This is a genomic window from Mesorhizobium intechi (assembly GCF_002879535.1).
GTDB lineage: Bacteria > Pseudomonadota > Alphaproteobacteria > Rhizobiales > Rhizobiaceae > Mesorhizobium > Mesorhizobium intechi.
Genome location: NZ_PNOT02000363.1, coordinates 1 through 18,915, shown reverse-complemented (window position 1 = coordinate 18,915; position 18,915 = coordinate 1). Strand labels below are relative to the sequence as shown.

General features: G+C 63.8%; 21 protein-coding genes and 1 riboswitch. Of the genes, 7 read left to right on the top strand and 14 right to left on the bottom strand.

What is annotated here, in order from left to right; genetic code table 11:
- From C1D09_RS30565 to C1D09_RS30545, 5 genes are all read right to left on the bottom strand, one after another.
- Positions 1 to 973 (bottom strand): FAD-binding oxidoreductase (locus tag C1D09_RS30565; RefSeq protein ID WP_143977676.1); only part of this gene is annotated, 973 nt, incomplete at its 3' end.
- Entirely contained in the window at positions 973 to 2,274 is a 1,302-nt protein-coding gene (locus C1D09_RS30560) for a cytosine deaminase (RefSeq protein WP_143977675.1), read from the bottom strand. The genes C1D09_RS30565 and C1D09_RS30560, both read right to left, overlap by 1 nt.
- A 4-nt stretch (positions 2,275 to 2,278) precedes the next feature.
- Complete coding sequence (locus C1D09_RS30555; RefSeq protein WP_143977674.1) at positions 2,279 to 3,127, bottom strand: ABC transporter permease; 849 nt, start codon at positions 3,125 to 3,127, stop codon at positions 2,279 to 2,281.
- Positions 3,114 to 3,938 (bottom strand): ABC transporter ATP-binding protein, encoded by an 825-nt coding sequence (locus C1D09_RS30550; protein ID WP_143977673.1) that lies wholly within the window; start codon positions 3,936 to 3,938, stop codon positions 3,114 to 3,116. Before C1D09_RS30550 ends, C1D09_RS30555 begins: the two co-directional genes overlap by 14 nt.
- 12 nt (positions 3,939 to 3,950) lie before the next feature.
- Complete coding sequence (locus tag C1D09_RS30545; protein WP_143977672.1) at positions 3,951 to 4,955, bottom strand: ABC transporter substrate-binding protein; 1,005 nt, start codon at positions 4,953 to 4,955, stop codon at positions 3,951 to 3,953.
- Positions 4,956 to 5,220: 265 nt separating this feature from the next.
- Between C1D09_RS30545 and C1D09_RS30540 the strand changes: the two genes are divergently transcribed.
- Together C1D09_RS30540 and C1D09_RS30535 are read left to right on the top strand one after the other, a co-directional pair.
- Positions 5,221 to 5,604, top strand: coding sequence for a RidA family protein (locus tag C1D09_RS30540; protein WP_143977671.1), 384 nt, complete (start codon positions 5,221 to 5,223; stop codon positions 5,602 to 5,604).
- Positions 5,605 to 5,658: 54 nt separating this feature from the next.
- On the top strand, positions 5,659 to 6,462 hold the full coding sequence (locus C1D09_RS30535) for a creatininase family protein (protein WP_143977670.1): 804 nt from the start codon (positions 5,659 to 5,661) through the stop codon (positions 6,460 to 6,462).
- Positions 6,463 to 6,581: 119 nt separating this feature from the next.
- Here C1D09_RS30535 and C1D09_RS30530 read toward each other — a convergent pair whose 3' ends face one another.
- Positions 6,582 to 7,091, bottom strand: a complete 510-nt coding sequence (locus tag C1D09_RS30530; protein ID WP_143977669.1) for a tyrosine phosphatase family protein — start codon at positions 7,089 to 7,091, stop codon at positions 6,582 to 6,584.
- Positions 7,088 to 8,134: a threonine-phosphate decarboxylase CobD gene (gene cobD, locus C1D09_RS30525; RefSeq protein ID WP_143977668.1), complete on the bottom strand. Its 1,047-nt coding sequence runs from the start codon at positions 8,132 to 8,134 to the stop codon at positions 7,088 to 7,090. Before cobD ends, C1D09_RS30530 begins: the two co-directional genes overlap by 4 nt.
- On the opposite strand from cobD, the gene cbiB reads away from it, so the two are divergent.
- Entirely contained in the window at positions 8,133 to 9,107 is a 975-nt protein-coding gene (cbiB, locus tag C1D09_RS30520) for an adenosylcobinamide-phosphate synthase CbiB (protein WP_143977667.1), read from the top strand. The genes cobD and cbiB overlap by 2 nt on opposite strands.
- Here the strand turns inward: cbiB and cobO are convergent.
- The 4 genes from cobO to C1D09_RS30500 are packed head-to-tail and all read right to left on the bottom strand — an operon-like array spanning position 9,104 to position 11,247.
- Positions 9,104 to 9,733 (bottom strand): cob(I)yrinic acid a,c-diamide adenosyltransferase, encoded by a 630-nt coding sequence (gene cobO, locus C1D09_RS30515; protein ID WP_143977666.1) that lies wholly within the window; start codon positions 9,731 to 9,733, stop codon positions 9,104 to 9,106. The genes cbiB and cobO overlap by 4 nt on opposite strands.
- Before the next feature lies 1 nt (position 9,734).
- On the bottom strand, positions 9,735 to 10,250 hold the full coding sequence (cobU, locus tag C1D09_RS30510; RefSeq protein WP_143977665.1) for a bifunctional adenosylcobinamide kinase/adenosylcobinamide-phosphate guanylyltransferase: 516 nt from the start codon (positions 10,248 to 10,250) through the stop codon (positions 9,735 to 9,737).
- Positions 10,243 to 11,052, bottom strand: coding sequence for a CbtA family protein (locus C1D09_RS30505; RefSeq protein ID WP_143977664.1), 810 nt, complete (start codon positions 11,050 to 11,052; stop codon positions 10,243 to 10,245). The genes cobU and C1D09_RS30505 overlap by 8 nt, the downstream gene beginning before the upstream one ends.
- 15 nt (positions 11,053 to 11,067) lie before the next feature.
- Positions 11,068 to 11,247, bottom strand: a complete 180-nt coding sequence (locus C1D09_RS30500) for a CbtB domain-containing protein (RefSeq protein WP_140889351.1) — start codon at positions 11,245 to 11,247, stop codon at positions 11,068 to 11,070.
- A 33-nt stretch (positions 11,248 to 11,280) separates the two neighbouring features.
- A riboswitch (cobalamin riboswitch) is annotated at positions 11,281 to 11,478 on the bottom strand.
- 132 nt (positions 11,479 to 11,610) lie between these two features.
- On the opposite strand from C1D09_RS30500, the gene C1D09_RS30495 reads away from it, so the two are divergent.
- Positions 11,611 to 12,774 carry an aromatic ring-hydroxylating oxygenase subunit alpha gene (locus tag C1D09_RS30495; RefSeq protein WP_143977663.1) on the top strand — a complete coding sequence of 388 codons (1,164 nt, stop codon included), beginning with the start codon at positions 11,611 to 11,613 and terminating at the stop codon, positions 12,772 to 12,774.
- Positions 12,775 to 12,783: 9 nt separating this feature from the next.
- Here the strand turns inward: C1D09_RS30495 and C1D09_RS30490 are convergent, their stop codons facing one another.
- The gene (locus tag C1D09_RS30490) at positions 12,784 to 13,983 is read right to left on the bottom strand and encodes an MFS transporter (RefSeq protein WP_143977662.1); all 1,200 of its coding nucleotides are present in this window, start codon (positions 13,981 to 13,983) and stop codon (positions 12,784 to 12,786) included.
- A 320-nt stretch (positions 13,984 to 14,303) separates the two neighbouring features.
- Between C1D09_RS30490 and C1D09_RS30485 the strand changes: the two genes are divergently transcribed.
- A complete protein-coding gene (locus tag C1D09_RS30485; protein ID WP_143977661.1) occupies positions 14,304 to 15,302 on the top strand; it encodes a heparan-alpha-glucosaminide N-acetyltransferase in 999 nt (332 codons plus the stop codon).
- Positions 15,299 to 15,775, top strand: coding sequence for a methyltransferase family protein (locus C1D09_RS30480; protein ID WP_143977660.1), 477 nt, complete (start codon positions 15,299 to 15,301; stop codon positions 15,773 to 15,775). The genes C1D09_RS30485 and C1D09_RS30480 overlap by 4 nt, the downstream gene beginning before the upstream one ends.
- A gap of 6 nt (positions 15,776 to 15,781) precedes the next feature.
- Here the strand turns inward: C1D09_RS30480 and C1D09_RS30475 are convergent, their stop codons facing one another.
- Together C1D09_RS30475 and mgtE are read right to left on the bottom strand one after the other, a co-directional pair.
- Complete coding sequence (locus C1D09_RS30475) at positions 15,782 to 16,168, bottom strand: MerR family transcriptional regulator (protein WP_006203215.1); 387 nt, start codon at positions 16,166 to 16,168, stop codon at positions 15,782 to 15,784.
- A 134-nt stretch (positions 16,169 to 16,302) separates the two neighbouring features.
- Positions 16,303 to 17,715: a magnesium transporter gene (gene mgtE, locus C1D09_RS30470; RefSeq protein ID WP_143977659.1), complete on the bottom strand. Its 1,413-nt coding sequence runs from the start codon at positions 17,713 to 17,715 to the stop codon at positions 16,303 to 16,305.
- A gap of 422 nt (positions 17,716 to 18,137) precedes the next feature.
- Between mgtE and C1D09_RS30465 the strand changes: the two genes are divergently transcribed.
- Positions 18,138 to 18,758: a LuxR C-terminal-related transcriptional regulator gene (locus tag C1D09_RS30465; RefSeq protein WP_143977677.1), complete on the top strand. Its 621-nt coding sequence runs from the start codon at positions 18,138 to 18,140 to the stop codon at positions 18,756 to 18,758.
- The last annotated feature ends 157 nt before the right edge of the window (positions 18,759 to 18,915 follow it).

Below are 18,915 nucleotides of genomic sequence, written 5' to 3'. Positions count from 1 at the left end.
ACGTGGTGTGGTTCCAGGCCAACTCATAGGCCGGCGGCAGGCCCTTTTTTTCCTCCGGGGTCGCGGTCGCGGCGTTGAACATCACTTCGCCGCCGGCGCGCCGGGTGAAGGCGAGGAATGCATCCAGCCCGTGCTGCGCGACCATGACGACGCAGATGCTCTGGCCTTTCCTGAAGAATTTCTGATGACGCTTGAAATAAAGCTGCGGCACGGGTGCGGCGATCGGCGTGATCAGCTTGGTCAGGATGCCGTCCTGGCAGGCCAGCGCATTGCCATAGCGGGCCGCGTCCAAGAAGGCGTCGAAGCCGACAATTACGTCGACCCACTCATAGGCCGCGGTCAGCGGCATCTCGACTTCCGTGATGATGCCGTTGGTGCCGTAAGCGTGGGTCACCTTATGCAAGTCCTCGCCGGTGAGTTCGAGCGCCTTTGGCTCGGCTTCCATCGTCACCACGCGCAGGCGCAGCACATTGCCGAAATCGCGCAGCCCGCCGAAATTGATCGAACCGACACCGCCCGAGCCGCCGGCGATAAAGCCGCCAATCGAGGCGGTGTTGTAGGTCGAGGGCGAGAGCCGCAGTTCCTGCCCGGAATGCGCCCGCGTGGCCTTGTCGATATCGGCCAGCACCGCACCCGGCCCGGTCACCACGCGCCCCGGCGCGATGGACTTGATCTCGTTCATCTCGGCAAGATTGAGCACCACGCCGCCCGACAATGGCATCGCCTGGCCGTAATTGCCCGTGCCGCTGCCGCGCGGCGTCACCGGCACGCCATGCCGGTGACAGGCGGCCAGCACACGGATCAGTTCCGCTTCGGTCTTCGGCGTCACGATCAGGTCACCGGTGACATGGTCGAGCTGCTGTTTCAGCACCGGGCTGTACCAGTAGAAGTCACGGCTCTTCTGCTGGACGATGGCCGGATTGTCGTCGAGCTTCAGCCCGTCGAGATCGCGTTTGAGCGCCGAAACGTCCATCATTCCACCATCAGTTCGTCGAGTTCGGCATAGTCGGGCAATTGCCTCTCGATCGCACGGCCGCCGCGCACGACGATGCGATCCGATTCGGGCCGTGACAGCAATTCCGTCCAGCTTCGACCCTTGAACAGGATGAAATCGGCATCGCCGCCGGCGGCAAGCGTGCCAAGCCCGTCAAGCCGCATCACCTTGGCCGGCGTCGCGGCGACCGCTTGCGGCCAGTCCGCGACCGGATGATCGAAATGCAGGATGCGCGTCGCCATGCGGTAGACCTCCAGCATGTCGAGATCGCCATAGGCATAGAAGGGATCGCGTGTGTTGTCGGAAGCGACGGCGACAGGAATGCCCCGCGCCTTCATCTCGTGCAGCAGCGTCACCCCGCGCCAGCGCGGCGTGGTCTGGTCCCCGCGCCGATCCTGCAGATAAAGATTGCACATCGGCAGCGACACCACCGCCAGCCCGGCCTTCGCCACCTTGTCCAGCGTGTCCAGCACCTCGAGATCGGGCTGCCGCGCCAGCGAACAGCAGTGGCCGACGAGGATCTTGCCCTCGAAGCCGTTCCACAGCGCCGCCTCGGCGATCTTCTTCAGCGAGATCGCCGCAATGTCGTCGGTCTCGTCGGCATGGAAATCGAGATCGAGCCCATGCTTGATCGCCTGCGCGAAGACATGGTCGAGCAGTTCTTCCAGGTCCGGCACCATGTAGGTGACGACGCCGAGCACGCCCTTGGCGGCGGCCACCCGTTTCGCCAGCCTGTCGAACCATTTCTTGTCACGCACACCCTCGATGCCGAGCAGGCAGGCACCCTGCAACTCGATACGGCCGGTCCATCTCTCGCGCATCGTCTCGAACACCGGCCAGGAGATTTCCTCCTGCGGCGAGACACTGTCGAGATGGGTGCGCAGCGCCTTGGTGCCATGCGCGTAGGCCGAGCGCAGCGAGAAATCCATGCGCTTCGCCAGATCCTCGGCGCTCCAGCGCGCGACGCGGTCGGCGCCGGCGGCATTGAGCGCACCCATGAAGGTGCCGTCGGGATTGGGCTTTCGCGGCCAGATGTGGCCCTTGTCGATATGCGTGTGGCAGTCGACGAAGCAGGGCAGCACGATGCGACCGGCGACATCGACGGCACCGGGTGACGCCGCTGCCCGATCATGCGCTGCTATGCCGACGATCTTGCCGTCGGTGACCTTGATATCGGCGAGCGCAAAGCCATCCCCGTCATAGGTCGCAGCGAACCCCGGCGTCAGCGACGCGTGAAGGCGGGCATTGGCGAGCCGGTATGAAGCTGAGTCCGGAATCAATGTCCTACCGCTCCTGCTTCAGCGCGCTTTCGTGCCAGCGCCTGAGGATAAGATGCGAAATCAGCGATAGCACGAGGAAGATCAAAATGCCGGTCAGCGAGATCAGGAACAGCGCCGCGAACAGCCTTGGCGCATTGAGCCGATAGCCTGCCTCGATGATACGCGAGGCCAGCCCCGACGACTGGCCGGTGGCGCCGGCAACGAACTCGGCCACCACGGCGCCGATCAGCGACAGGCCGCCGGCGATCTTCAGCCCACCGAGAAAATACGGCATCGCCGCCGGCAACCTGAGATAGCGCAACTGCTGCCAGCGCGTCGCGCCATTGAGCTTGAACAGGTCACGCAGATTGCGGTCGACCGAATTCAGGCCGAGCGTGGTGTTGGACAGGATCGGAAAGAAGGCGACGATCCAGGCGCACAGCAGAAGCTTGGTGGTCTGGTTGTTCACATAGATGTTGATCAGCGGAAAGATCGCCACGATCGGCGTCACCTGCAGCACGATGGCGAATGGGAAGAACGACATTTCCACCCATTTCGATTGCGTGAACAGCACCGACAGGCCGACACCGCCGATGACCGCCAAGGCCAGGCTGAGGAAGGTGATACGCAAGGTGACCAGCAGCGAGGAGAACAGCAGGCCGGCATCGTTGTAGAGCGTCTGCAGCACCACGCCCGGGCGCGGCAGGATATATTGCGGAATCTCGTTCCACACGCAGATGCGATCCCACAGCCAGATCGCCAGGATCATGATCGCCAGCGGCAGCACCCAACGGCCGACCCGCTCGAGCCGCGCCTGGCGCACGCGGCGCGCTTCCTCGGCGTCGAGTTTCAACGTGCCGTCAATGACCGTCATGATGCGGGCCCGCTGTTGAATTGATGGCATTGACCAGCACGTCGGAAGCCTGACGGCAAAGGGCTGCATAGTCGGGCGAGGTGCGAAACGCCTCGTCGCGCGGATAGGCCGCTTCGATGGCGAGCTCGTCGAACACCCTGCCCGGCCGCGCCGCCATGACGACGACCCGGTTGGATAAAAACACACTTTCGAAGACGCTGTGGGTGACGAAGACGACAGTGAAGCGTTCGTCCTGCCAAAGCTCCAGCAGATCGTTGTTGAGCTTGAAACGGGTGATCTCATCCAGTGCTGCGAACGGTTCGTCCATCAACAGCACGCGTGGCTTGGTGACCATGGCGCGCGCGATCGAGACGCGCATCTTCATGCCGCCGGACAGTTCGCGCGGCACGGCGTCCTCGAAACCGGTCAGGTGCACCCGCGCCAGCATTTGCGTGATCGCCGGGGCGGCCTTGGCGCGGGAAATGCCTTTCAGCCTGAGCGGCAGCCAGACATTGTCGAAGACGCTGGCCCAGGGCAGCAGCGTCGGCTCCTGGAAAACGAAGCCGATATTGGCGCGATCGAGCGAACCGCCGCCGCGCCAGTCGAGCACGCCGGAGGTCGGCGTCGACAGGCCGGCGATCAGCCGCAGCGCCGTCGACTTGCCGCAACCGGACGGCCCGAGCAGGCTGAGGAAGTCGCCTTCCCGGATCGTCAGGTCGACCTCGCTCAGCGCCGTCACGCCGTTGGAAAACACCTTGCCGACACCGCGCAGCGCCAGCAAGGTCGGAGCGACGTCCGATGCCGGCGCTCGCGCCACCTTTTCCCCTATCATGCTCAGGCGTGCCTATTTCTTCAGGTCGAGCCCGACGCCCTTGTTGACGAAGGCCAGCGTGTAGGCCTTCGAAATGTCGATGCCTTCCGGCGTGACCTTGGCCTTGACCATCTTGTCATAGAAACTCTTGATGCGCGCGTCGGTCATGGCGCCGATGCCGAGTTTCTCGGTGTCGCCGGAATCGGCAAGGCCGAACTTCTTCATCTGCTCGATCGAGAAAGCGATCTGCTCGTCGCTCATGTCAGGATTGTCTTTCTTGATCATGTCGTTGGCGGCCTTGTTGTCGCCGTAGAGATACTTGTACCAGCCCTTGGCCGAGCCATCGACGAAGCACTGGACCACCTCTGGCTTCTTGTCGATCGTGTCCTGCATCACTTCGATCGTCGTCGAGTACGTATCCCAGCCATAATCGGCGAGCAGGAACTGGTTTGGCACGAAACCGCCTTCCTTCTTGACCGCGAATGGCTCCGAGGTGACGTAGCCCTGCTGGATCGACTTCTTGTTGGCGAGGAACGGAGCGGTGTTGTAGGTATAGGGAACGCGCTTGGCCGCGTCGAAGCCGAGTGCGGTGACCATCCACTGGAAGAAGGTCTGCACGCCTTCGTCGCCAAGGATGTACTGGTCGGCGTTCTTCAGATCTTCCCACTTGTCCAGCCCCTCGCCGGGGTGGGACATGATGACCTGCGGATCCTTCTGGAAGTCCGCCGCCACCACGCGCATCGGAATGCCTTGCTGGACGGCATCGAATGCCGACAGCAGATTGCCGCCCATGTAGAAATCGATCTTGCCGGCCAGAAGCATCGGCCGGCCGCTGACCTGCGGACCGCCCTGCATGATGGTGACGTCGAGGCCGCAGGCGGCATAGGTGCCGTCCGCCACGGCCTGATAGTATCCGCCATGTTCGGGCTCGGCCAGCCAGTTGGTGCCGAAGGTGACCTTTTCATTCGCCGCGGCCCCCAAAGTGCTGGCCGCCAGCAGGGCCACCGCCGCTACCGAGATCTTCTGTTTTGCGTACATCAACAACCACCCTTTGTTTGCTCCGGCGCCACGCGCCAGGCTCGACACCAAAGATTCAAGAAGCAAGACACATGCCACCGGCGTCTCGCGCCGGAACCCGCCCGCCTGCACCACAGCCATCTGCGAAAGCCGGAAAGGTCGTGCTGCACCGAAGGCATCGTGCCTATTTTTTGGACGCCTGTCCACAATCGCACCGGCGACATCCCAAGCCATCTTGAAGCCGCAGTGAATCCGGCCTTAGGCTGATGGCATCCAGGAGGTTGCCATGTTCAGATTCCTCACCCCGAAGTCGATCAAGCCGCCCTTTGCCCGCTATAGCCACGGCGTCGAAGTGCCGGCGGGCAAGCGGCTGGTGCTGTGCTCGGGTCAGGTGGCGATCACGGCGGACGACCAGATTCCCGAGGACGCCGGCGCCCAGGCCGAACTCTGCTTCCGCAACATCGCGGCAATCCTCGGCGAAGCTGGGCTGGGGCTCGGGGATATCGTGCGCATCAACGCCTATGTCACCGACCGCGCCTATTTGCGCCCCTATATGGATGTCCGCGACAGGCTGTTTTCGAGCCCCGCGCCCGCCTCGACGCTGATGATCGTTTCCGGCTTTGCCCGCCCCGAATTCAAGGTCGAGGTAGAGGTCATCGCGGGTGGATGATCGACAGCAGGCCTGTGCCGCGCTAGGTCTCACGGTTCATCGAAGAGGCATGACATGACCGCTGCAAAAAGACGCGTCTGGTGGGGCGACTACCGGACAACCGAATACGCCTCGATCGATCCGGAGGCGACGATCGCCGTTCTGCCGGTGGCGGCGATCGAGCAGCATGGACCGCATCTACCTGTCTCGACCGACACTTCGATCATGAATGGAATGCTCGACACGGTGATCGCCCGCCTGCCCGACGATCTCGATATCCGCATCCTGCCGGTCCAGGCGGTGGGCAAGTCCAACGAGCATCTCCATGCGCCGGGCACCCTCACTTTGCCGGCAACGACGCTGGTCGAGGCCTGGACCGAGCTTGGCATGTCGATCGCGCGCGCCGGGGTGCGCAAACTCATCGTCGTCAATTCGCATGGCGGCAATGAAGAGATCATGGGCATCATCACGCGCGAATTGCGGGTGCGCGAAAAGATGCTGGCGGTGAAGACGAGCTGGCAGCGTTTTGGCCGCCCGGGCGGCATGTACACCGAACTCGAGGACCGCCACGGCATCCATGGCGGCGATGTCGAGACCTCTTTGATGCTGCATTTCCGGCCCGACCTCGTCGACATGGGCAAGGCCGATAATTTCGTTTCCAATGTCGCAAGGGCCGAGAAGGATTTTTCGCTGCTGCGCCACACCGGCACACACGCCTTCGCCTGGATCGCTGGCGATCTCAACCCGAACGGCGTGGTTGGCGACGCCAGCATCGCGACATCGGAAAAAGGTCGGCTGACGGCAGAGTATCAGGCCGACGGTTTCATCAGCCTGCTCAGGGATGTGCGCACGGCGAAGCTCGCCGACTGGCTGAAGTAACTGGCGCGGTTCCAGCAAACGTGTGAGCGACTGTCCTGGGAAAAAGGCGCTTACCCTGGGAATTGCGTCAAAACAAAAAGTTAGAGTAGCTCGCCGTTCCCATGAAACGGTGAAACGCGCTAACCGTCTATATCAAGCGCGAACGGCGTGCCTTCGAAGGCGTCGGCGCCGCGCCCGATCGACTGGATCGCCTCGATCATCCGGCCGTTGCGATCCAGAAGCGCGTCGGCCGCGGCAATGAGCCGAGGATTGGGCGTCGCCGAGGGTGACAGCGCCCGCAGCGTCCACGCCAGTTCGGCCTCGTCGCGTTTCGGCGCCAGAGCGGCGGCGATGATGTAGGCCGAAGCGGTCGAACGGCTGATGCCGGCATAGCAATGCACGACCATGGGCTTCGCCCGGTTCCAGCGGCGGGCGAAATCGAGCACGTCGCGGACATGCTCCTCGCCGGGCATGGTCATGCCGTCCTGCGCCACCGCGATGTCGTGCATGACCAGATGCAGATGGTTTTCCCGGGCGATCGAGACCGGTCGTACCACCTCGGTTCCGGCGGCGAGCAGCGACAGCATGCGGTCGGCGCCGGTCCTTGCCACCGTTTCCTCGATCTTCGCCAGTGAGCAGACATGGATCATTGCTTCGACCCCTTCGATTGATCCTCGCGCCGCGTCACCCATTCGGCAAGGGCGGATTCGAGCCGCTGCCATTCCACCTCGCTCCCCGGCAGGCCGGCCCGCAACACAGACGGCCGCTCATTGAAGTGGCGAAGCAGAATGCCCCTCTCGCCGAGCGCCGCAAACAGGCTGGCGGCATCTGGAAGGCTGAGATAGCGAAACAGCACGGTACCACCCACGACCGGCACGCCGAAACGACCGAACAAGGCGTCCAGCCGCGCGGCTGTCTCGGCGAGCGATGTTCGCATCGCATCCTGCCAGCCTATATCGGCAAGCGCGCGAATGCCATAATCCAGCGCCGGGCCGGCAACGGCCCAAGGCCCGAATTGCCTTTCCAGAAATTCCACCGTTGGGCGAGCGGAAAGCGCAAAGCCAAGCCGCAGGCCGGCCAGCCCGAAGAATTTGCCGAACGAGCGCAGCACGACGAGCCCGCCTTGATCGGCATCGCCGGCGAGGCTGTGCTGGCGCGGGCCGACATCCATGAAGGCCTCGTCGACGACCAGCAGACCGCCTCGGGCGCGCAGCCCGGCGGCCAGCGCCAGTAGCCGGTGGCGCTCGATGACGCGCCCATCCGGGTTGTTCGGATTGACGATGATGGCAAGGTCGGCCTGCGCCAGCGCCGCAAAATCGGTGACTTCGCTCACCTGATGCCCGGCGATCGCCGCCGCGCGTGCATGTTCGGCATAGGTCGGCCCTAGGACCAATGCCTTGCCGGGCCTGACCAGCGATGCCACGCGCGGCAGCAGGACCTGTGTGCCGGGCGCCGCAACGACATTGGCCGGCGACGGCGCGCCATAGGTACTGGCCGCGATCTCCGTCAGCTCACACGCCCGTCCCGCCTCCGGCAATCGCGACAGCGAGGTGGCGGGCAGGTCGAAAAGCGGGTAGGAGTGCGGGTTGATACCGGTCGAAAGGTCGACGAAAGGCTGAGGGGCGTTGGGGAAAAGCGCCCTCGCCCGGCCAAGACTCCCACCATGGTCCACCGCTCCATCAAGAAGCTTCATGTCAGTCCTGATCGCTTTCCTGTCATTGGCCGTCGAATTTGTCCTGGGTTACCCGGACTGGCTCTTCCGCGCCATCGGCCATCCGGTGACGTGGTTCGGCAGGCTGATATCCTTTCTCGACTTGAGGCTCAACCGCGCCACTGATCCCGACGCGGTGCGTCGCCAACGTGGCGCCCAGGCGCTGCTGGTCATTGTCCTGGTGCCGGCTGTGATTGGTCTCATCGTGCAGCTTGCCCTGCTCTGGTTCGTTCCGCTGGGGTTCTTCATCGCTGCCCTTCTGGCCACTTCGCTGCTGTCGCAGAAGAGCCTTTACGAACATGTCGAGGCGGTGGCTGACTCGCTCGATTCGGGCGGCCTCGCCATGGGCCGGGTCGCCGTATCGCGCATAGTCGGCCGCGATCCCGAGGTGCTCGACCGCGCCGCCGTTTGCCGCGCGGCGATCGAGAGCCTGGCCGAGAATTTTTCCGACGGCATCGTCGCCCCCGCCTTCTGGACCGGTGTTGGCGGACTGGCCGGCGGCGCAGCGTACAAGGCGGCCAACACCGCCGATTCGATGATCGGTCACCGCACGCCGCGCCACGAGGCTTTCGGCTGGGCGGCGGCGCGCTTCGACGACTGGATCAACCTACCGGCCTCGCGATTGACGGCGCTGCTGATCGTGCTGGCGGCTTTCCTGGTCAAGGACGCCGATCCCCGCAGCGCATGGCAGGCAGTGGGGCGCGATGCCCAAAAACACCGCTCGCCCAATGCCGGCTGGCCGGAAGCAGCCATGGCCGGCGCGCTTGGCCTGGCGCTTGCCGGGCCGCGCAGCTATGGCGGCATCGTGGTCGATGACGTCTTCATGGGCGAAGGCGGCCGCCGCGACGTCGACAGCGGCGACATCAGGCGGGCGCTGAAACTCTACCGCGTCGCCGATTATTTGCTGCTCGCGTTGTTCGCCGTGGTTTCGGTCGTCGCCGTCCTTGCGTTCTAGAACTCGATCCCCTGCTGCGCCTTCACGCCTGCCGAAAAGTGGTGCTTGGTCACGCCCATCTCGGTGACCAGATCGGCCGCCTCGACCAGCGCCGGCTTGGCGTTGCGGCCGGTGACAACGACGTGCAGGTCCTCGCGGCGGCTCTTCAGCGCGGCAACCACCTTTTCGAGATCGAGATAATCGTAGCGCAGCGCGATGTTGAGTTCGTCAAGCACGACCAGGCTGATCGAGGTATCGGCGATCAATTCCAGCGCCTTCGCCCAAGCAGCCTCGGCGGCGGCGATATCGCGCTTCAGATCCTGCGTCTCCCAGGTAAAGCCCTCGCCCATCGCGTGCCAGACGACGCGATCGCCGAAAGCGGCAAACGCATCCTTCTCGCCGGTGTGCCACTTGCCCTTGATGAACTGGACGACGCCGACGCGCTTGCCGTAACCAAGCATCCGGAGCGCCAGGCCGAAGGCAGCCGTGGTCTTGCCCTTGCCCGGACCGGTGTTGACGATCAGGAGTCCCTTTTCGACCGTCTTGCTCGCCACTTCGGCATCCTGCACCGCCTTGCGCTTGGCCATCTTGGCGCGATGGCGCTCTTCGTTCCGGTCTTCGATGGGCTTATTGTCGATGTCGGTCATGTCACTTCACCTTCAGCGGTAGCCCCGCCACCATCAGCAGCACCGTATCGGCGATCGCCGCGACCTGCTGGTTGAGCCGGCCGGCGTCATCGCGAAAACGGCGCGCCAGGGCATTGTCCGGCACGATGCCTTGCCCGACTTCGTTGGAGACCACGAACCATGGGCCGCGCGGCCGCGACAGCACCGCCGCCAGCCGCCGGCACCCGGCGCCGACGTCGTGATCGGCCAGCATGCGATTGGTCAGCCACAGCGTCAGGCAATCGACCAGCACCGGCTGGTTGCCGGGCAAGGCCTCGAGCGCGCCGGCAAGGTCGAGCGGCGCGTCGATGGTCATCCAGCCTTCGCCGCGCCGCGAGCGGTGCAGCGCGATACGCTCACGCATTTCGTCGTCATAGGCTTGCGCGGTGGCAATGTAGGCCCACGGTGACGGCCACGCCGTCGCCAGGATTTCGGCATGCGCGCTCTTGCCGGAGCGCGCACCGCCGATGATGAAGGTCAGCTTGTTGCGATCAGGCAAAGCTGTCGCGCAGGCTGGTCGCGGTGCCGGTGAAGCGTCCGCGCACAACGCCGGCGACGGCGCCGAGCACCAGCCAGAACACCAGATTGGTCAGCGTCACCGCCACCACGAACTGGTGGTGCAGGCCTTCCGGGATCGGCGTCTCGAAGCTGTCGGGCTGCGGCGCGCCAACAATGTGCGGAGCAACGATCAGCGCCACGGCAAGGATGGCCAGAGGCAGCGACTTGCGGAACGCGATCAGGCCGAGCCCGATGGCGGTCGCAATCACGGTCGCCACCCACCAGATCTGGCGCTGCGTGAGATCGGCCGCTGGCATGGCCGGCAATTCCGGCGGCAGACCGAGACCTGGCGCCAGCGTGAAGATGGCAAAGCCGGCAAGACCCCAGAACACACCCTGGCGCCAATTGCCGATACCGCCGGCGAATTCCGAAACCGCGACCAGGATCAGCGCGAAACCAATGCCGGTGACGACATTGGACACCACGTTGAAGGCAAAGCGCTCGAAGCCGTCGGCCGGTGCCCAGCCTTCGTCTTCGGCCGGAGCGGCGGTTGCGGCCGGAGCCGGGGTGGCGGCGCTCATCGCGTTTGAGGCCGCCGGTGCGGCGGAGCTCATTGCGTTGCCGCTGGCGGTATCGGCCGGCGCGGCGGCATGGTCATGGCTATGCCCGCCTTCGGCCTGCTCGTAGACCTCCGCCTTGAGGATCAGCGGTACGGTCGCATAGGCCTGCATGCAGGCAAGAACGACGCCGGCCACGAGCCCTGCGATCGCCGCGATGAACACGACGTTGCGAAACAGGTTCATGATGTCAGATCCTCGTCAGTGGCAGGGGAACGCCATCGAATGCCGGTTGTCATGACCGGCATTGTGGACCGCATCGATATGCGAGAAGCCGACAAAGCCGATGATGAACGTGCCGAGCAGCGCGGCGAGCGCCAGCTGCATGAAGCGCGACTGCGAGGAGACGGAGGTGCCGAGGGAGACGGAAGCGGTATTCATATCTTGTCCTTTCACCCTCCACCCGAGGGCCTGTCAGTTTTGCCGTCGTCGGCAGGTCTCCTGGCTCACGGATCAGCGCCCTTCCCCACCTTCCCGAAGACGAATCTTCAGTGGCATATGGAGAGGACTACCGCACACAGTTGCGGGGGCAGCCACGGCATTGGGCAAGAATTTCGCCCGCACCGCATTCCCTCTTGGCTCCAAAACGGAACCGACGACTGCACGACTATAGGGAAAATCACGACACGCGGCAAACCAAATTCCGCCGGCAAACAGCGCGATTGCGCCATGCCGTCTCCGGGCACGACAATTGACAATTCTTCTGGCCGGGTGTCGGCTGGCCGCTCCCACAGGAAGCCAGCCATGCAACCCACTGCCAGCGAGCGCGCCGCTTACAATGGCCTCACCCAGGCCGAACCGACCCTGCCCTCGTCGAGCTATTGGGACGGCGAGAGCTACCAGCGCGACCTCGACGCCATCTGGTACAAAAACTGGCTGCTCGTCTGCCGCGAGGCCGATCTGGCCCAGCCGCTGGCCTTCCGCCGATTCCGCATCGGCACACAGGACATCATCGTCCTGCGGGACGACACCGGCGCCTTGCGCGCCTTCCACAACACCTGCCGTCATCGCGGTTCGCAGCTTTGCCAGGAGAGCGAGGGCCGGCTGAAGGCCCGGCTGATCACTTGCCCCTATCATGCCTGGTCCTATTCGCTGCGCGGCGACCTCGTGCGTGTGCCGTCGAAATCGTTGCCGGACGGCTTCGACAAGGCCGATCATCCACTCTACCGCGTCGCGCTCTCGGTGTGGCGCGGCTTCGTGTTCATCAATCTGCGGGAGGATGCGGCGGGCTCCGCGCAGGCATCCTTCGACGCAGCCTCCGGCAATCTCGGCAACTGGCCGCTGGAAACACTGGTTTCGGGCCATGTGCTCCGCAAGGTGATGCACTGCAACTGGAAGATTTTTTGGGAGAACTTCAACGAGTGCCTGCACTGCCCGGGCGTCCACAAGGATCTGTCGCGGCTGGTGCCGATCTATGGCCGCGGCCTGATGAGCCGGCACGACGATCCCGAATGGACGCGCCACGCCGACAATGACGCACCCGAATTTTCCGGCGGCCTGCGCGCCGGCGCCGAGACATGGTCGCGCGACGGCCAGACGCACGGGCCGGTGTTCTCCGGGTTGACGCCGGCCGAACGCGCCGCCGGCCAGACCTACGCCACCAGCCTGCCCTCGATGTTCATCGTCGGTCATGTCGACTATGTCAGGACTGTGCGCCTGGTGCCGCTCGGTCCCGAACAGACGGAGCTTGTCGCCGAATGGCTGTTCGCGCCCGAGGCGCTGGCCGTAACCGACCTCGACAACATCGTCGCCTTCGGCGCACAGGTGCTGGAAGAGGACGCCGCCATCTGCGAGGTCAACCAGAGGGGCCTGCGCTCGATGCGCCACCAGGCCGGCGTGCTCATGCCCGAGGAGTATGACTTGCACCGTTTCCACAACTGGGTGCGCGAGCGCCACGCGGCGCTTTGACCATGATGCTCACAGAGACTTCGGCAGGTAACGCCAGGTGACGAACCCGCAAACCGCCGCCAGCAGACCAAGCGTGACGAACACCGAGCCCAGTCCGAAGAAGGCCAGCACCACCGAATAGACCAGCGGCGGCGTCAGCTCGGAAAAGTCGAGATAGGTGCGGTAGACCGCCGCCATCTGCGCCCGTTCGTAGGAGCGCACCGAACGCATGAAGGCGGTCGAGCCCAACGCATCGAGTGCTATGGTGAAAAAGGCGCCGCACAACAGGTAGGCGCCGGTGAGCAGCGGGGCGCTCTCCCCCACGACACCCGCCGCCAGAAGCATCGCCGACATGGCGAAATAGGCGAATGTCATGGTGCGCCGGCCGCCAAAGCGTTTTCCGGCCCTGCCCCAGAAGATCGCCATGAAGAGCAGCGCGTTGCCGGCCGAGACCAGCAAGCCGCCGGCCAGCTTGCCCTCGCCAGTGATCACCATGAACAGCGGGCCATAGACGAAGAATGTCGTCCAGAAACAGGAACGGCCGAAGGCGATCAGCCAGGCAAGTCTCAATCTGGGCTGCGCGACGAAGCGGCCTATATTGGCGAGCGGATTGGCCGGCCGTGTCTTGCCGGGCCGGATCGACGGGTTGTCGCCCAGCCGATAGGTCCAGAACAGTGCCAGCAGGGCCAGCGCGAACACCGCCACCGCACCATGCGCGGCATAGATGCCGAAGCGCGTGTAGAGAAAGATGCCGAGCGTCGGGCCTCCGGTCCAGGCAAACATCGACCACGCCATGCGCAGCGACTCGGCCTGCATGAAGTCGGTCTTGCGGATGTGGTCCATGATGTAGAGGTTGAGCGTGATCGAAAGCGCACTGGCGCCCATGACACGGCACAGCATCCCGGCCAGTTGCCCGGCAAGCGTGTGGGTGACGAAGAACAGCGATCCGATGGCGAGCAGGCAGGCGCCCGCCGTGTAGACCCAGCGCCGGGCAAAGCGTCGGATCAGCATCGGCATGAACAAGGTCACCGACAGGCCGAGCAGCGCCACGACGGTGTAGAGGATCGAGACGATCTGCTCATTGTGCAGGATCTCGTAGGCCTGGATCGGGATGACGCTCGACACCGTGGCGCGTGCGAAGGATTCGACCGCATAGAGCGAGGCGAAAGTGCGCGCATCCGCGGCCCTGAGGGCCGGCAGCCAGATTGGATGGCGCACATGGGTGGACATTGCTTCCCCAAAGCAGAATCACCGGCCAAATCTGCCTTGGCTGTTTGCGGACGATTAAGAGGAAACCGACGCATAGGCCGCGAAAAGCGAAGTCGGTCAAAGACTTCCCGGCGCTGGCCCAAGGTGTGTTGAGATTCAGGTCAGGCCGAGCGGACATTCAGGTCCGTGAGCACCGGAAGCGCAGAAAGCCGCCGTTTGCAGGCCGGAATCACCTGAATATCGGCACACCGCAAAGCGTCGCTTGATCCGGTGCCCCGGCCTTCTTCTGTCCGGTCCAACCGTGATAGTCCTGAGGCGGGGCTGAATCAGATCGCGAGACCATGACCATCCATACGCCGACCGCACCCATTCCGGAGCCATCCAGGCGCATCGTCGCCATCGACATCGTGCGCGGTATCGCGCTGCTGGCCATGGCGAGCTACCATTTCACCTGGGACCTGGAATTCTTCGGCTATACCGATCCAGGCCTTACCGCCTTCGGCTGGTGGAAGATCTACGCGCGCTGCATTGCCTCGACCTTCCTGTTCCTGGTCGGCGTCAGCCTCTACCTCGCGCACGGCCAGCAAATCCGCTGGAACGGTTTCTGGAAACGTTTCGCCATGGTCGCCGGTGCGGCTATCGCAATTTCGGTGGTCACTCGTATCGCGACGCCGGACGGATTCATCTTCTTCGGCATCCTGCACGAGATCGCGCTCGCCAGCCTGCTCGGCCTCGCCTTCCTGCGGCTGCCCGCCCTGCTGACCCTTGTGGTTGCCGCGCTGGTCATCGCCGCGCCCGTCTATCTGCGCTTCGAGGCCCTGGACCATCCCTGGCTGTGGTGGATCGGCCTGTCGGCCATCAATCCGCGTTCCAACGACTATGTGCCGCTGTTTCCGTGGTTCGGCGCGGTGCTTGTCGGCATCGGGGTGGCGAAACTCGCCTCAGTCTCCGGCCAGCGAGCCCGCCTGGCCAGCCTCATGCCGGGCCGTTGGGCCAATCCGCTGGTCTTCATCGGCCGCCATAGCCTTGCATTCTACCTGATCCACCAGCCGCTGCTGATCGGCTGCGTCTGGCTGTTCTCGCAAGTCATGCCGGCTCAGGTCGAAACCGTGCAGGTCAATTTCCTGAAAACCTGCCAGCGTTCATGCGAGCAGACGCGCAACGCGACCTTCTGTTCGAGCTATTGCAGTTGCATGCTGACGACGCTCGAGGGCGAGGCCGCGCTTGATCGGCTCGAGAACAACGACCAGACTGCGGAATTCCGAGCGCATCTGGGCGATCTGGCCGCCAGTTGCACGGGCCAGACCGAGGACAAGATGGACGAGGGAGGAACGCAATGACCGAAATCCAACCGAGGCCGGGTGTGATACCGTGGCCGCCGGTGATCTACGTCGCGGCGATCGCCATCAGCGTCATTCTCGGCCTGCTGTATCCGCTGCCCTGGATCGGCGATCTGCTGGGTGACCTGCTGTTCGCGGCCGGCTGGGTGGCGCTGTTCGCCGTCGCGGCACTCTGGTTCACCGCCATCCGCACCATGGTCCGGGCCAGAACGACGCTCAACCCCAATGCGGTGCCCGACCACCTCGTCACCACAGGGCCTTTCGGCGTCACCCGCAACCCGATGTATCTCGCCAACACGCTGCTGCTGATCGGCGCCGCCTTTGTGACGGGCATCGCCTGGTTCCTGCCGCTGGCGTTCATCGCGGCCTTCGCCACGCAGAAGGTCGCCATCGAGCGTGAGGAAAAGATGCTGGCGGCGAAGTTTGGGAAGAAATACCGCGATTACGCCAAAAGGGTGCGGCGCTGGATCTGAGCGGCGTTACGTGTTGACGCCGAGCTCCACCAGCCGCTCGACACAGGATTCCTCGGCCTGGTCGAGTTCGGCCAGTGTCTCCTCGAGGTCGCGGCGCTTTTGCCTCAAATCCTCGCGCTTTTCCTCGATGCGCTTGATCATCAGCTTCAACTGCCCGACCTCGCCGGGCGGCTCCTTGTACATCTGGATGATTTCGCGGATCTCGTTGATCGAGAAACCGAGCCTTTTGCCGCGCATGATCTGCCGGATGAGATGCCGGTCGGACGGGCGAAACAGTCGCGTGCGGCCACGCCGCACCGGCTGCACCAGCCCCTCGTCCTCGTAGAAACGCAGCGTCCGCGTCGACACGTCGAATTCGCGGGTCAGTTCGGTGATCGAGTAATATTCCCGCATTGTCGCTCCATGCCCGGACCACGGGGCAACGCCACGCCGCGCTGCCTCCTGTCCCGACCCAAACCCTTGCCCGCCGGAATCGACATGGCCCCCGCGCAAGCCTCGCACGGCATTTACGTAAAAGTCAATTGAGACTACCTGACGCCGAACCACCAGCTGGCGAGGCCGAGGAAGGCGAAAAAGCCGACGCAGTCGGTGACGGTGGTGACGAAAACCGCCGATGCCACGGCCGGATCGATCTTGAACCGGTCGAGCATGAGCGGGATCAGGATACCGGCAAGAGCGGCCGCGAACATGTTGATGATCATCGCCGCGCCAATGATCCCGCCCAGATTGGGATCGCGAAACCACAGGGCGGCGACGAGGCCGATCAGAACCGCAAAGACAACGCCGTTGATGAAGCCCACACCCATTTCGCGGCGGATGATGCGGGCGGCGTTGTAGATGTCGAGATCCTTCGTCGCCAGCGCCCGTACGGTGACGGTCATGGTTTGCGAGCCGGCATTGCCGCCCATGCCGGCCACGATCGGCATCAGAACGGCGAGCGCCACGATCCGCTCGATCGTGTGGTCGAACAGCCCGATCACCGATGCCGCCAGGAATGCCGTGACAAGGTTGACCAGCAGCCAGGGAACGCGCGAGCGCGAGGTTGCAAACACCGTGTCGGAGAGTTCCTCGTCGCCGACGCCGCCCATGCGCAGCAGATCTTCCTCTGCTTCCTGCTGGATGACGTCGACGACATCGTCGATGGTCAGCACGCCGACCAGCCGCTCATTCTCGTCGACGACGGCGGCCGACAAAAGGTCGTACTGCTCGAATTCCCGCGCCGCCTCTTCCTGATCCATGGTGGCCGGAATGGCGTGCCGCGTCTCATGCATCACATCCTCGACCTTGACCGCGCGTTTTGTGCGCAGGATCTGGTCGAGATCGATGGCGCCGACGAGCTTGAAGGTCGGATCGATGACGAAGATCTGACTGAACCGGTCTGGAAGGTTCTTGTCCTCACGCATGTAGTCGATGGTCTGGCCGATGGTCCAGAACGGGGGCACCGCGACGAACTCCGTCTGCATGCGCCGCCCGGCGGTCTCTTCGGGATAGTCGAGCGAGCGGCGCAGCCTTATCCGCTCGGTGAACGGCAGCTGCGACAGAATCTCGTCCTGGTCTTCCTTTTCAAGGTCTTCGAGAATGTAGACGGCGTCGTCGGAATCGAGTTCCTGCACCGCCTGCGCGATCTGCGCATTGGGTAGGTGATCGACGATCTCCATGCGGATCGCCTCGTCAACCTCGGTCAGCGCGGAGAAGTCGAAATCGGCGCCCAGCAGCTCGACCAGGGCGCGCCGCTGTTCGGGATGCAGCGCCTCGATCAGGTCGCCGAGTTCCGACTGGTGCAGATGGTCGACTTCGTGCTTGAGGGTCAGCGTATCGCGGTCGGCGATCGCGGCGCCGATCTGGGCAAGGAAGGACGAAAGGACCGCACCGTCCTCGCCATAGATGTCAGCGTGGAGGTCGTCGGCCGCCTTGGCGGAGATCGTCTGCTTGTCCTCCAACAGCGCCTCCCGCCATTCCCGGAAAAATTGTGTCTCAGGTCTAGAGCATCGAACCTTAAAGCGGAAACCGGTTTCGCGGAAATCCGACGCATGTCGCCCGCAGGCGCGATTCGATTTGAGAACTTATCGCTCTAAGGCACGGAATATCAAACGAAACGCTGGTTCCATGCACATGGTGAGCGTATCGCCGGATGTCTGCCCTGGGGGCGTCTGCCCCATCGGGAACCAGCGAATCGCGGCTTCAGACGCCGCGACAGTCGATGTCGCTGGGGAAAGAGCACCCCAGCGCGATTGGGGCAGAATTGTCATGATACGGGTCGAGGCCTGAAGCCCGACCTCGAAGTAGCCACAACACCCCAGGACAATAACGGCCCTTGAACAGCAAGCCCGGGAAAACGAGCAAGGAAATGGGCGACCGGCGCATGCGCATTGTCGTCGCCGAACGCAATCCATTCGTCGTATCGGCGCTGCGCGAGATGCTCGAATGCGATGGCCGGTTCGATTTGTTGGGCAGCGTGCAGAGCGGCAAGCAGTTTCTGGATCTGGCGGCGAAGGGCGGATTCGACGTCGCAATCATCGGCTGGAAGCTCGCCGACATGGACGGCGCGGATGTGCTGGCCGAGGTCCAGAGCCGCAAGCTCGACGTGCGCATCACCGTCTTTTCCAACGACCATGACATCGGCATCCTGAAGCAATGCGTCCGGCTGGGAGCGCAGGGCTACTGTTTCCAGTTCGACGATCCGGCCATCATCTTCGACACGATCCTGGCGGTCGCGCATGGCCGCATCTGTATCCCCTATATCGACATCAACAAGGTCAACGACACGCCGCTCGCGCAGCTCACGGTGCGTGAGCGCGAACTGCTGGCGGTGCTTTCCGACGGCTGGACCAATCTGCAGATCGCCACGCGCACCGGCATTTCCGAGAACACGGTGAAGTACCACCTGAAGAATCTCTACGACAAGCTCGACGTCCGCAACCGGGCGATGGCCGTCGCGCTCTATGCGCGCGAGAGGCGTACCCAGAAGCAGCCTTTCGGGTAGGCCGTCCGGGTAGGCCCGCCCCACCCGCGCGCGGCGAGATCTTACCCGCCAAGGTGTTGTTGGCGTTAGCTGTCGAAACGAAACTCCCCCCACCGCTTTGCTGGATCAGGAGGAGTTCGCACCATGGCCGGTTTCACCCATCTTTTCATTCCCGGAC

Bases quoted from the DNA above. Each gene is read 5' to 3' on its own strand.
- C1D09_RS30555 (WP_143977674.1), bottom strand. From the start codon at position 3,127: ATGACGGTCATTGACGGCACGTTGAAACTCGACGCCGAGGAAGCGCGC.
- C1D09_RS30550 (WP_143977673.1), bottom strand. From the start codon at position 3,938: ATGATAGGGGAAAAGGTGGCGCGAGCGCCGGCATCGGACGTCGCTCCG.
- C1D09_RS30545 (WP_143977672.1), bottom strand. From the start codon at position 4,955: ATGTACGCAAAACAGAAGATCTCGGTAGCGGCGGTGGCCCTGCTGGCG.
- C1D09_RS30540 (WP_143977671.1), top strand. From the start codon at position 5,221: ATGTTCAGATTCCTCACCCCGAAGTCGATCAAGCCGCCCTTTGCCCGC.
- C1D09_RS30535 (WP_143977670.1), top strand. From the start codon at position 5,659: ATGACCGCTGCAAAAAGACGCGTCTGGTGGGGCGACTACCGGACAACC.
- C1D09_RS30530 (WP_143977669.1), bottom strand. From the start codon at position 7,091: ATGATCCATGTCTGCTCACTGGCGAAGATCGAGGAAACGGTGGCAAGG.
- cbiB (WP_143977667.1), top strand. From the start codon at position 8,133: ATGTCAGTCCTGATCGCTTTCCTGTCATTGGCCGTCGAATTTGTCCTG.
- cobD (WP_143977668.1), bottom strand. From the start codon at position 8,134: ATGAAGCTTCTTGATGGAGCGGTGGACCATGGTGGGAGTCTTGGCCGG.
- cobO (WP_143977666.1), bottom strand. From the start codon at position 9,733: ATGACCGACATCGACAATAAGCCCATCGAAGACCGGAACGAAGAGCGC.
- C1D09_RS30505 (WP_143977664.1), bottom strand. From the start codon at position 11,052: ATGAACCTGTTTCGCAACGTCGTGTTCATCGCGGCGATCGCAGGGCTC.
- C1D09_RS30500 (WP_140889351.1), bottom strand. From the start codon at position 11,247: ATGAATACCGCTTCCGTCTCCCTCGGCACCTCCGTCTCCTCGCAGTCG.
- C1D09_RS30495 (WP_143977663.1), top strand. From the start codon at position 11,611: ATGCAACCCACTGCCAGCGAGCGCGCCGCTTACAATGGCCTCACCCAG.
- C1D09_RS30490 (WP_143977662.1), bottom strand. From the start codon at position 13,983: ATGTCCACCCATGTGCGCCATCCAATCTGGCTGCCGGCCCTCAGGGCC.
- C1D09_RS30485 (WP_143977661.1), top strand. From the start codon at position 14,304: ATGACCATCCATACGCCGACCGCACCCATTCCGGAGCCATCCAGGCGC.
- C1D09_RS30480 (WP_143977660.1), top strand. From the start codon at position 15,299: ATGACCGAAATCCAACCGAGGCCGGGTGTGATACCGTGGCCGCCGGTG.
- C1D09_RS30475 (WP_006203215.1), bottom strand. From the start codon at position 16,168: ATGCGGGAATATTACTCGATCACCGAACTGACCCGCGAATTCGACGTG.
- C1D09_RS30465 (WP_143977677.1), top strand. From the start codon at position 18,138: ATGCGCATTGTCGTCGCCGAACGCAATCCATTCGTCGTATCGGCGCTG.